General features: G+C 49.0%; 4 protein-coding genes and 2 pseudogenes. 4 read left to right on the top strand and 2 right to left on the bottom strand.

Features of this window, described 5'->3' with window-relative positions; all coding sequences use genetic code 11:
- Positions 1-520: 520 nt before the first annotated feature.
- The gene (locus ACO052_RS19740) at positions 521-682 is read right to left on the bottom strand and encodes a hypothetical protein (protein ID WP_422108100.1); all 162 of its coding nucleotides are present in this window, start codon (positions 680-682) and stop codon (positions 521-523) included.
- 9 nt (positions 683-691) lie between these two features.
- Between ACO052_RS19740 and ACO052_RS19735 the strand changes: the two are divergent.
- Positions 692-2,236: pseudogene (locus ACO052_RS19735) on the top strand (YncE family protein); the annotation flags it as partial.
- Between the two features lie 645 nt (positions 2,237-2,881).
- Here ACO052_RS19735 and ACO052_RS19730 read toward each other — a convergent pair.
- Positions 2,882-3,223 carry a hypothetical protein gene (locus tag ACO052_RS19730; protein WP_422108099.1) on the bottom strand — a complete coding sequence of 114 codons (342 nt, stop codon included), beginning with the start codon at positions 3,221-3,223 and terminating at the stop codon, positions 2,882-2,884.
- Positions 3,224-3,247: 24 nt separating this feature from the next.
- Here ACO052_RS19730 and ACO052_RS19725 point away from each other — a divergent pair.
- The 3 genes and pseudogenes from ACO052_RS19725 to ACO052_RS19715 all read left to right on the top strand — a co-directional run.
- Positions 3,248-5,398 (top strand): annotated as a pseudogene (locus ACO052_RS19725) (BspA family leucine-rich repeat surface protein); the annotation flags it as partial.
- A gap of 177 nt (positions 5,399-5,575) precedes the next feature.
- Positions 5,576-9,781 (top strand): BspA family leucine-rich repeat surface protein, encoded by a 4,206-nt coding sequence (locus tag ACO052_RS19720; RefSeq protein WP_422108085.1) that lies wholly within the window; start codon positions 5,576-5,578, stop codon positions 9,779-9,781.
- A 565-nt stretch (positions 9,782-10,346) separates the two neighbouring features.
- On the top strand, positions 10,347-13,463 hold the full coding sequence (locus ACO052_RS19715; protein ID WP_422105520.1) for a SusC/RagA family TonB-linked outer membrane protein: 3,117 nt from the start codon (positions 10,347-10,349) through the stop codon (positions 13,461-13,463).
- Positions 13,464-13,468 lie beyond the last annotated feature (5 nt).

Below are 13,468 nucleotides of genomic sequence, written 5' to 3'. Positions count from 1 at the left end.
CAATGGCACCATCGATATAGAAAATGCATTAAACAATGGAATTCGTTTAACAACTGATGATGGCGTATCTACCAACAATGGCACCATCGTTATTAAAAATATCACAGATGATGGACTAAGAGTATCTGGAAATGAGTTTACTAATAACGGTACAATAGATATACAAGAGGCTGACTTTGGAATAAATATTGAAGATGATACACCACAATTCATCAACGATGGCCTCATAGATATAGATGCTTGTAAAATATATGCCATATTAATTTCACAAATTAACACTGATTTTATTAACAATGCCACGGGCCGTATCAACATCAATCAAAGGCTTGGGCAGCATTCTCAAGTTGGCATGTTAGTATTTGGCTTGTTTACCAATAAAGGTGGCCAGATCAGGATAGACCATTTCAATCCGGCGGGGCCTAATGGAGGCGACACATTCCGAGCAATAGATGTATCAGGAGATGGCAGGTTTACCAATGAAGATGGGGGGCTGATCTTTATCGGTGCCCTGACCCCTGACTCATTGGGCAATCATGAAGTATCTGCCATTATAACACTTGGTAATGCCGAATTCTTCAACAGCCCATGTTCGGGGGTGGTCAATAGGTCTTCTTATAAGATTAGAGTACATGCCACTGGCGGCAATACCATTATTACCAACAACGGTTGGATCATCAATCATTCACAAGCTATGAGTTTCATTAGTGGCAATGCCGGGACGATCCTAAATTTTGGTAACACTATAAACGTGTTGACGGGACCCAACATTCCGGCCAACAACGACCCTGCGGACATCAGCGCGGATGTCGCCTGCCTCGGGCAGAGCATCCAGTTCACTCAGGACAATGCCATTTGGGGCTGCAACGAGGAGTTCACCTACAGGCGCCTGGACACCGACCAGGTCAACACCACGGGGATATTCCGTGGCCTGGAGGCCAACCGGTCCTATGATTTCGAGCTGAGCTACAACGGTGTGGTGGTGGACACCTATACCCACACCGTTGGGGACATCGGCACGGACGACGAGCCGCCGGTCCTTGAGTGCACCGTTACCGAATACGTCTACGACCTCGGGAGTGACCCCAGTCTCACGATCGATGTAAGCGATCTTACCACGGCTAGCGACAACTGCGGTATCGCCTCGTTGGAGATACAGGGCCATGGGGAGACCCGTACCTTTGGCTGTGGGGACTTTGGAGAGAATACCATTACGGTAGAGGCGACGGACCTGATAGGCAACACGAGCACCTGTGAGATCACGGTGGAGATCACCGGGGTCTATCCGGAACTGGCCCCTGGGATACCCACGACGAACGACCTGGAGATCGTCTTGGACGGCAACGGCGAGGCCACCCTTGGCGTAGGCGACCTGGACATTTCCGTGGACCTGTCAACGCCCTGCTTCACCCAATCGGAAGCTGAGGCATACTACAACATACCGACGTCCTTCCGCAACCTAGACTGTGGGGATGTCGGCACCCACACGTTCTCCCTAACCAGGTCAGACGACAACTTCCCGGCCATATCGCAGACGATCACGGTGGTCGACGCGACCCCAATCCTGGCCTCAGTGGCCGATGTAACGGTGAACCTTAACGCGAGTGGCGTGGGCAGTCTGGGAATGGCCGACCTTGTCTTCACGGTGAGCGACAACTGCTACAGCGATGCCGATATTATCGCGGCCTATAGCGTCCCGGCCGGGTCCAGCAGCTTTGACTGCTCTGACATAGGCAGCGTGTTCGTCGCCCTGGACAAGAGCAACAGCGAGTTCCCCGATGTGACCGTGGAGGTCACGGTGGTCAACGGCGTACTGTCCCTGAGTCCTGTCACCACAGATTTCTGCTTCAACGAGCCCTTTGACATCACCGGCCTGGAGGACCAGATCACCACGGCTAGCGGGACCTTCACCTACAGCAAGAACATCGAGCGCCTGTATGTCCCCAACTTCCGGGACCACACGGTAAGCGTGGTGGACCTTAACTCCAACGAGGAGATACAGACGATCCCCGTGGGTACTAACCCCTGGGGGGTGAACGTGAGCCCTGACAACCAGAGGGTATACGTCACCAATATCACCAGTGGCACGGTCAGTGTGATAGAGGTGGCGACCAACACGGTGGTGCAGACCATTGCCGTGGGGAACTATCCCATAGGCACGGCCTTCAACTCTGACGGGAGCCGGCTCTACGTGACCAATGCGGTGAGTGACAACATCTCGGTTATCGATACGTCGACCGATGCGGTCACGGGGACCATTGATGTGGGTAACACCCCCTGGGGCATCGCCTTGAGCCCTGACGATACCAAGGCCTATGTGGCGCACGAGGTCGACAACAACGTGAGAGTGGTGGAGATTGCCACGGGCATCACCCTGGAGACCATAGATCTTGGCCAACAGTTCCGGACCAGGGAAGTGGGGGTCAGCGCCGACGGCAGCAAGGTCTATGTGGGCAGTGGCTGGGACCAGAACAGCCCACCTAACGGCGTGCTCAGCATCATAGATACCGGTACCAACACGGTGGCGGGGACGCTTTCCCTTGATTATATCTCGCCCAACGGACTTTCGGTGCACCCCAATGGTGACGTGTACGCCGTGTATGGTGACGAGGGCTCTGGGGTGCTTAGCCGGACGAACAGCAGCAACGTGACGAGCTACAGCCTTATAGAGGACGGGGTGGCGAACGGCCTGAGGGGGCTGAGTTTCAATGCCGATGGCACGATGCTTTACATCATCGACAACGCGAACGATAAGGTGATCGCATACGACCCACAGACCGGCACGGAGGCCAGCACCATAGCGGTGGGGGACGGCCCGCTCGGCATGGGGCGATTCTATGTGAGGACCACGATATTGATCACCGAACCGACCAGCTACCTTCCTTCAGAGGGCGAGATCATCAACGTGGGTTTTGATGGGGGTGGGGAATGCGAGGCGATGACCACGATCACCTTCGGTGACGACAACTGTGACGATTTCCTGTTTATCACCAAGTGGCAGACCACCGCTGCTGACCAGACCATCACGCTCCCGATCACCCTGGGGGGAAGCGCCCTTGAGATCGACTGGGGCGACGGCAGCGGCAAGGAGATCGTCACCACGGACCACCCGGCGCACAGCTATGCCACCGCCAGAAACGATTACCGGATTGAGGTCAAGGGGATCATCGATGCCATCGCGTTCAACGGCACCGGCGACAGGTTGAACATCCTGGAGGTGGTGCAATGGGGAAGCACGCCATGGTCCACTATGGCGAATGCGTTCGCGGGCTGCGAGAACCTTAATGTGACAGCAACGGACACGCCCGACCTCTCCGGGGCGACCTCGTTGGACTATATGTTCGCAGACTGTACCAACCTCGTGGCGACAGCGACCTTCAACAGCTGGGACGTGTCCAGCATCAGCAGTATGGAGGGGGTGTTCTTTGCAACATCTGTCTTTAACCAGCCACTGAACGGTTGGGACGTCTCCAATGTCACCAACCTAAAGGACATGTTCAACCAGGCCCATACCTTCAACCAGCCGCTGGACGACTGGGACGTGTCTGATGTGACGAACATGCGTTCGGTGTTCAAGAACGCCCTTGCTTTCGACCAGGACCTTGGCAGTTGGGACATCGGTTCGGCGGATAACATGTTCGACTTCCTTAGGGGCACCAGCCTGTCCCTTGAGAACTACGACAACACCATCATCGGCTTTGCGACGCTGGACGCCGGGGAGGCCCAGTTGCCGAGCATACAAAACTTCGATGGGGGCTCCAACCAGGTGTGCTTCGCGGTGGCGGAGCGCGGCATTTTGATCGGGCTGACAACGGGGAACTATTCGGATGGCGGTATCAGCGTACAATGCTCTGGCGATGCCTTTATTACCCAATGGGAACTGGAAGGTGATGCTCTGGAGTTCACCCTGCCCATAGCGAATGGGGACTACTATTACGAGGTGGACTGGGGCGATGGCGCTCCTGTAGAGTCCAGGATAAAGGGGGCGGCGACGCACGACTATGGGACGACCGACGGTATCGGTGGCACCAAGACCATAGCGATAAGGGGCGTCTTCCCAAGAATAATTTTTGGGCTTGCCCCTGAGCAGGATCGATTAAAGTTAACAAGGGTTACACAATGGGGGGACATTCAGTGGAGTTCCATGAAAGATGCGTTCTTAGATTGTGAGAACTTGGATGTCACGGCAACGGACGTTCCCGACCTGTCGAACGTGACCGATATGGAGGCCATGTTCAGAGGATGTAGTTCACTGATAGGCACTACCGCATTCAATACCTGGGACGTGTCTAATGTCACCAGTATGTTCAGGACGTTCAACGAGGCGCATGTGTTCAACCAGCCGCTGAACGATTGGGAAGTTTCCAGCGTCACCAATATGGAGAGGATGTTCTCAGGAGCAAATGCGTTTAACCAACCGCTTAACGATTGGGACGTGTCCAACGTCACCAATATGGAAAGGATGTTTTCTGGAGCAAATGCGTTTAACCAACCGCTGAATGATTGGAACGTGCTCAATGTCATTGATATGAGCTATATGTTCGAACAAGCTTACGTGTTCGACCAGGATATCAGTAATTGGGATGTGGACAATGTTACCAATATGGTAAGCCTATTCAAAAACGCAGAAAGTTTTAATCAGGACATTAGCAGCTGGGATATTTCGGCCTTGATATCCGCTGCGGGTATGTTCGATGGCGTGGCCCTGTCCACAGCCAACTACGATGCCCTGCTTATGGGCTGGGGTACGCTGGACACCGTAGCGGGGGAGACCCAAGTCCCATCAGGTGTAGAATTCAGTGGCGGTGACAGTCAATATTGCAATGCCTTGGAGGCCCGCAACATGCTCCTGACCACCTATGGCTGGGACATTTCGGATGGGGGCCCGGAAAGTGCAAGCTGTACGGAGGACACGGCGCCGTTCATAACGAAATGGGATGTTGGGGCAGAGAACCCTGTGATTCTTATCGGGTACGACCCGCTATTGAACTACAATTACTTCATAGACTGGGGGGACGGTACATCCATAGAGGCGAGCACCACTGGGTCTATGCAGCACAGCTATGGGGCCGCGGGCATTTATGAGGTGAAGATCTATGGGGACTTTCCAAGGATGGCCATGGGCCTGACAAGTCTCGAGAACAGGGAAAGACTGATTGAGGTGTCCCAATGGGGGGACATCGTCTGGCAAGATATGGCCGATGCCTTCTTTGGATGCACGAACCTGGAGGTGACAGCGACCGATGCGCCCGACCTGAGTGTTGTTGCCAGTCTGTCGGGAATGTTCAAAAACTGTACGAACCTACAGGGTACGGCAACATTCAACACATGGGGTACCAGCAAGGTAAGCGACATGAGCGAGATGTTCAGTGGCGCGACCAGTTTTGACCAGAACCTTGGCGACTGGGACCTCTCCAGTTTAACGGACGCGGCGGATATGTTCTATAGCACGACCCTGTCCACGGCGAACTACGATGCGCTGCTCACGGGCTGGAGCACCCTAGACACCAGTGCCGGGGAGACCCAGGTCCCATCGGATATTGAGTTCAGTGGCGGTAACAGCCAATACTGTGCTGCCGTGGACGAGCGGGACGTGCTCCTGGGGCTCAACTGGTCCATCACCGATGGCGGCCCAGAGGATGTGTCCTGCCTGGGGATAAGCGGTATCCCGTTCATCACCACATGGCAGGTTGGCGATGGGGAGACCATAACGATCCCCACACAGGGAGGCGGCTATGACTATGCGGTGGTCTGGGGCGACTCGGGCAACGATGCGGAAACGGGCCTTACCGGTGATGCATTGCACCAGTACGCGGTGGCGGGCACCTACGAAGTGCGGATCTACGGGGACTTTCCAAGGATCTATTTCAATAATGGGGGCAACAGGGAGAACATCCTGTCCGTGTCCCAATGGGGGGACATCCAGTGGGGCTCTATGGAAGCGGCGTTCTTTGGTTGTGAGAACCTTGATGTCACGGCAACGGACGTGCCGGACCTGAGCAACCTGGACAGTGACGCTTCGCTGAGCCTGGTGTTCAGGAACTGTACCTCGCTAGTAGGGAACAGCTCATTCGGCGATTGGGATGTCTCCGAGGTCATCAATATGGCTGCAATGTTCCGCAATGCCGAGGCCTTCGATCAGGACCTAGGGAACTGGGACGTAAGCAATGTGGAGTGGATGATGGGGATGTTCTATGATGCAGAAAGCTTTGATCAGGACCTTGGCAGCTGGGACATCTCGAGCCTGAACACTGCACTCCTGATGTTCTTCAATGCGACCCTGTCCACGGCCAATTACGATGCGCTGCTTATGGGCTGGAGCACCCTGGATACGGATGCTGGGGAGACCGAGATCCCGACGAATTTATATTTTGATGGCGGGAACAGCCAATATTGCCTTGGAGAGGACGCGAGGAACCTCTTAATCGGAACCTATGATTGGGAAATCGATGATAGCGGCCTAAGTTGTTCTGCATATGATTTTGTGACCAGATGGGAGACCACCTCTGCCAACCAGACCATCACGTTGCCGATTACCCTTGGCGCGGACAGTGTCACCATAGACTGGGGGGATGGTACCGCACTAGAGACTGTCACCACGGATGACCCAACGCATACATACAGTGCCATCGGAAGCGATTACCAGGTCACGGTCACGGGAGACCTAGATGCCATCGCGTTCAACGGCATTGGCGACAGGTTGAACATCCTGGAGGTGGTGCAATGGGGAAGCACGCCATGGTCCACCATGGCGAATGCGTTCCTGGGCTGTGAGAACTTGGATGTGACGGCAACGGACACGCCCAACCTCTCCCAGACGACCTCATTGAACTATATGTTCGCAGCTTGTAACAACCTTGTGGGGACATCAGCATTCAACAACTGGGACGTTTCCAACATCAGCAGCATGGAGGGGATGTTCCTAGCCGCATTGGCCTTCGACCAGCCTCTGAACGGCTGGGACGTTTCCAGAGTCACCAATCTACAGAGCATGTTCAACGAGGCCCATGTGTTCGACCAGCCGCTGGAGGGCTGGGACGTGTCGGTGGTGACCAACATGCGCTCGGTGTTCAAGAATGCCCTTGCCTTCGACCAGGACCTAGGTAGCTGGGACATTGGTTCGGCTACCGACATGGACGATTTCCTTACTGGCACCAGCCTGTCCCTGGAGAACTACGACAATACCATCATCGGCTTTGCGACGCTGGACGTCGGGGAGGCCCAATTGCCGAGCGTACAAGACTTTGATGGGGGCTCCAACCAGGTGTGCTTTGCCGTGGCGGAGCGCGGCATTTTGATCGGGCTGACAACGGGGACCTATTTAGATGGTGGTGTTAATGGGCAATGTTCGGGTGATGCATTTATTACCCAGTGGGAACTGGAAGGTGATGCTCTGGAGCTCACCCTGCCCATAATAGCGCATGAGGACTACTATTATGAGGTGGACTGGGGAGATGGCTCGCCTGTAGAAACGGGGTTAACAGGGGAGGCAACCCATGACTATGGGGTGACCGATGGCATCGGTGGCACCAAGACCATAGCGATAAGGGGCGTCTTCCCAAGAATAATTTTTGGGCTTGCCCCTGAGCAGGATCGATTAAAGTTAACAAGGGTTACACAATGGGGGGACATCCAGTGGAGTTCCATGAAAGATGCATTCTTAGGTTGTGAGAACCTAGATGTCACGGCAACGGACGCTCCCGACCTGTCGAACGTGACCGATATGGAGGTCATGTTCGGAGGATGTAGTTCACTGATTGGCACTACCGCATTCAATACCTGGGATGTCTCCAATGTCACCAGTATGTTCAGGACGTTCGAAGAGGCATATGTATTCAACCAGCCGCTGAACGATTGGGACGTGTCCAACGTCACCAATATGGAGTGGATGTTCTCAGGAGCAAATGCGTTTAACCAAGATATAGGAAGCTGGGATACTGGTCAGGTTACCGACTTAAGCAATATGTTTAATAATGCGACGAGCTTTGACCAAAGCCTTGGTGCTTGGGATATCAGTAATATAAATGAAGTCGGTCCTTTTTCGGGTATGCGTAGCATGTTTGAAAATGCTGGAATTTCAACAGAAAACTATGATGACACGTTAATAGGGTGGGCGACGCTTGATGCAGGAGAAACACAAGTTCCTTTAAACATTGTCTTTGATGGGGGAAACAGTCACTATTGCTTAGGAGAAACAGCAAGAAATACCTTAACAGATCCCTCAGGACTCAATTGGACGATTACCGATGGCGGTTTAAGCTGTCCTACCGATATTTTTGTGACCCCAAAAGTGTATTTACAAGGGGCGGCTGTAACTCCAAATGCAGGCGAGGAGACTTTGATGCGCGATGATTTTCGTGTCGCTAACACAAGTGAAATCACGATATCCCCATATGGGGATGCTGCTGCACCAGATGATCTACCCGCGTTTTTTAGTTATTCAGGTCTTGGTGCCTTCGTAGATTGGGTCTGGGTAGAACTGCGAGACAAGGATGACCCTACGGTGGTCATAGCAGGGCAGTCTGGCATGTTGACGCGAAACGGTAATATTGTGGACCCTATGGACATAAGTTTAGCCTTACCACTAAATTTCTATGTACCGGCCGATACCTATTATGTAGTGGTTAAGCACCGTAACCATGTGGGGATTATGAGCAGTACGGCAGTAAGCTTGAGCGGTACCGTGACCGAAGTTGATCTATCCTCAGATCCTTCCATGGTCGAAGGGGGCAGCAGTTCGGTAGTGCTGTTGGCCAATGGCAGTTACGGGATGTACACGGGCGACTATGATGGTAACTCACAGATCCAGAACGCGGATGCCTATGTGGTAGTACAACTCATTGGTGGTGCGGGCTATGAGGATGCCGATATGGACCTTAACACCCAAATCCAGAACACGGATGTGAACGCACTGATCAATCCCAACATCGGACGGGGAGAGCAGTTTGGTAGGCCTAGTGTCCCCACAGAGCAGTTATCGACCGATGTGACCTTGGCCTTTGCCAATGCACAGATCACCAATGATGGCGTTGATGACTACTACGAAGCCGATATTGTGATATCGGGCACAACGGACTTTTACGTGGGCTCTGGCCAGGTATACCTGGACTACGCTACAGCGGCCTTTGGCGAGAATATATCCGCCAATGGGAGTATCGAGTACAGCCAACCCGATGGGTCCATACTGGGTTATAGCTTTGGGGCCTTTTCACCGGCCTACAGGGATTTTATAGAGAACGACAACATCACTTCAAGGGTGTCACTGTCCTTTCAGCAAAACGTTGGTATTACCGGACTGGAGACGGCACCGGAGCTGCAGATCACTTCGACACCAAAGGTGTTGTTCCATATCAAGATCCGCTATACGGATGTTAGTGAAGATGCAGGGATGTGTTTCTACAGCGATGGTATTTTTCAGGACCAGTTCTTTACGGCCTGTGGAGGTACCGCTACGGCCGACTGTACGACAACGCCAGGTGTACAGATCACCAACGATACCTATGACTGTTCAGAAGCGGGCGTGGATACCTTGGGGATAACGGAGATTACCGACAGCCCTATTCTGTTGTACCCGAATCCTGCGAGCACGAGCTTTAGAATTAAAGGATTGACCACAGCCAGTCATGTACGGGTTTACGATGTCAACGGTAGATTGATTATAGAGGAGCAGCTAAGCGATGATAGCCCCATAGACATGAGTGCTTATGATGATGGTGTATATCTTGTAAAGATTACCAGTGGCAGCGCCACAGTAATTAAACGATTGATTAAAAAAGCAGAGTAATCCCTTTGTTTAAGTTAGGTAAGATTAAGGGGTATTGAAAAAGGGCTATTGGAAGTAAAGGGGTAAGTATCCGATAGCCTTGACAACCGCTTTATCAATATGATAAAGCGGTTTCTCATTTGTGTAAAACGTGTTACAGGAAAAATACGGCAAATAAAAAACGATCATAACAGTAACCCCATCTACTTCATATAAGATCTTCACCTAGGTCCAGACTTTTATAAAAAGTGACTATTGAGTTTTTTGTATGAATCATAATTGCATTTAATCTTCATTAAAATCTCATAAAAAAGTAAAAAGTTACTTAAACGTTTAAGTTCGTAAAATTCTCTGCTCCAATAATTTTAAACAAGCGCTCAAACCGATTGAAAATGCAAGCATTACGAATGGATGTGCTTAACATTTTCTTAACCTTTATCTGATTTTAAGTTTAAGTTTCAAGAGAACTCTTTTTTCACATTTTTTGGATTTCAAATTGCCGTAATAATAAATTTAGATCGCGATTTCTGATAATATCGCACTTTTTACATCAATTTTTTGTCAATATCAAAAACACTCAAAAATTATGAAAGACCTTCTGTTAAAAGTTGCACTGATAGTACTGCTTGTTTCAAGTACATCTGCACTTGGCCAAAGTGTCTCTGGAACAGTTACTGCCGACGGGCAACCCTTACCTGGCGCTAGTGTAATTGTAAAGAATACAACTAAAGGCACACAAACTGATTTTGACGGTAAATATCTATTAGAGGGTGTACCGAGCGATGCCATATTGGTATTTAGCTATATCGGTTTTAAAACTATAGAAATAGCGGTTGACAATAGAGCCATAATAGATGTTGTTATGGAAGAAGATTCAAGCACCTTAGATGAAGTTGTGCTCATTGGATTAGGACAGACACAGAATAAACGAACGGTCTCATCTGCGATAGCCAAGGTATCGTCAAAACAGATTAAAGAGCTTGCGGTGACTAGGCCCGAAGCAGCATTACAAGGTACTGTTCCTGGTGTATTTGTCGCCCAAAATTCAGGTTCACCAGGTTCGCCTTTAGCCGTAAGAGTTCGTGGTGTATCCACTCCCAACAATTCCAATCCCTTATACTTAGTAGATGGTTTTCAGGTACCTAATCTACAATACTTAAACCCTGCGGACATTGCTACAATAAATGTTCTTAAAGATGCCGCAGCGGTTTCTGTTTATGGAGCTAGAGCAGGTAGTGGTGTGGTTTTGGTAGAAACCAGAAAAGGAAGACGAAATACGGAACATATTAATGTCTCCTTCGATAGTTTTTACGGCGTACAGAATGTGACTAGAGATTCAGATTTAATGAATAAGGACGAATACCTACTTTTCTACAAAAGTGCCATTCAGTATGCAAATACATTTGGAGAGCAATATCGACCAGCAGTCTTTAATACCATTGCCGAAGTAACAGCAGCAGAAGATTTGTTGCCAGATACGGATTGGACGGATGTTATTTATAATGATGATACACCAATAAAAAACTTTCAAACTACCATATCGGATGGAGGGGAAACCTATGCTTGGGGATTTTCAGCGGGCTACTTCGACCAAGGAGGTGTTATAGGTGGTCCAGATAAATCTGATTTTGAGCGATTGAACATTCGACTCAATGGAGATTTTGATATAGCACCAAATATAACCGTAAGACTAAATGCTGATTTTGTTGGTCTCGGGCAAAAATCAGTACTAGAAAACCAAAATAATGAAACTCAAGGTATTGGTGTCGTTACAGCAGCTAACGCTGTTGCACCGATTTATCCTACCCACAGTGCTACGGGAACCATATTTAACCCAAGTTTTGGTACGGGAGGCCTTAATGCTATGAATCAAGTAGATGTCAACGGCGTCATCTTAAACTCCATGAATATTTATACATCCCCACTTTATGTGCTTGCCGCTGCAGATCAAGAACTAAATACGATGATTGCGCAATTAGGTGCTGCAGTAAAATGGGATGTGACTTCAAATTTAATAGTGAATACTTCTTATTCGCACTATGCATCAGATGCTACTTTCAAGGCTTTTCAACCAGATTTTACAGGAACTCCAATAGATACCGAGCAAAATTTCTTCATACTTAACGGCAACCAACTTAATTTGAATGAATGGGATCGTACTATAGATAATTTTGATGCCAACGCCGAATATACATTTACGGATATAGGCAAGCATAATTTAAAGGTATTAGCAGGAACCTCATTTCAACAAGATCAAGGTACTGCAAGTTTTAGACAAGGTAACAACCTTTCTGTAAATACATTTGATGAGGCAGAATTGTCCTTAGCAGATGTAAGATCAAGTTCGGATCCTTCTGATGCCACCAATGGATTTACTACGGCATCAAATAACTCGAAGTTATTTTCATTGTACGCAAGAGCTTTGTACAATTTTGATGAAAAATACTTATTTACAGCCTCGATTAGAGCTGATAAATCCTCAAAATTTGGCCCCAATAATCAAACAGGATATTTCCCGTCGGTTTCAGCGGGATGGGTGTTGTCGCAAGAAGATTTTTTAAACGAGTCTAAGTTTGTTAACCTGTTAAAACTAAGAGCAAGTTGGGGTATCAACGGTGTTGATAATATTCGAGAAGATGAGTTTAATGCGTCTTATGATAGTAATGGGGAATTGGAACGATTGGGAAATCCCGACATTAAATGGGAGGAAATAGAACAGTTTAATATTGGTATAGACCTCAATGCTTTTAATAATCAGCTAGGGGTGACCTTAGATTACTATGATAAGTCGACTAATGGCATTTTACTAGAGGTGCCACCAGTTTTAGATAGTGGTGGACCGGGTCAAACTTTTATCAATGCCGGAGGCGTTACTAACCGAGGAGTTGAAGCTTTGGTTTCCTTTAGAACGTTCCCTAAAGAAGAAGGCGGTTTTGCCTGGAATATTACTGGAAACATAGGTTTTAATGAAAATACCTTTAATGCAGATCCTTCAATACCTCCTGGGACACTCACTGGAGGAAACTTGAGACAATTTGCAACACCTGTTACTAATACTTTGGATGGTCAGCCCATAGGGGCGTTTTATGGATATGAAGTCGATTTCATTAATAATAGAGGAGAACTGGTTTTTAAAGATTTGGATGGGGATGGCGTTGTTAATACCGTAGATGAAAACGGTGCGTCGATCACCGACTTAGACGATAGAACAACTATCGGTAATCCTTATCCAGATATTACCTATGGTTTTTTGGTTGGCGCATCCTTTAAAGGATTCGATTTTAGTGCCAACATTTATGGAGCTACTGGCAATGATATTTTTGATGCACGTTATAATTCAGCTGTACCCTATTCCAACCGACCTAGAGAGTATTTGTTTAATGGTTTAAGACCCGTGTTGTCTGGTTTAGCGGGCTCGCAAGGTGAGGTGTCAGACTTCTATATCAAAGATGGATCCTTTGCTAAACTTAAAAATGTCTCCATTGGTTACAGTTTTAAAAACTGGGCGAATAGGATCGGGTTCGAAAACATTAGATGCTATGTACAAGGACAAAACCTCTGGACTATTAGTTACTATGATGGTGGTGATCCTGAAATAGGAAATGCTTCTACGAATCCTAATGCTAATTTAGATATAGGTATAGATCGCGGATTCTATCCACAACCGACAACATTTTTATTTGGATTTCAATTTCAATATTAAACAAT

This window comes from Winogradskyella sp. (assembly GCF_965228925.1).
Classification (GTDB): domain Bacteria; phylum Bacteroidota; class Bacteroidia; order Flavobacteriales; family Flavobacteriaceae; genus Winogradskyella.
This window is presented reverse-complemented; position numbering and strand designations above follow the sequence as displayed.

Bases quoted from the DNA above. Each gene is read 5' to 3' on its own strand.
- ACO052_RS19740 (WP_422108100.1), bottom strand. From the start codon at position 682: ATGATTGATGATCCAACCGTTGTTGGTAATAATGGTATTGCCGCCAGT.
- ACO052_RS19715 (WP_422105520.1), top strand. From the start codon at position 10,347: ATGAAAGACCTTCTGTTAAAAGTTGCACTGATAGTACTGCTTGTTTCA.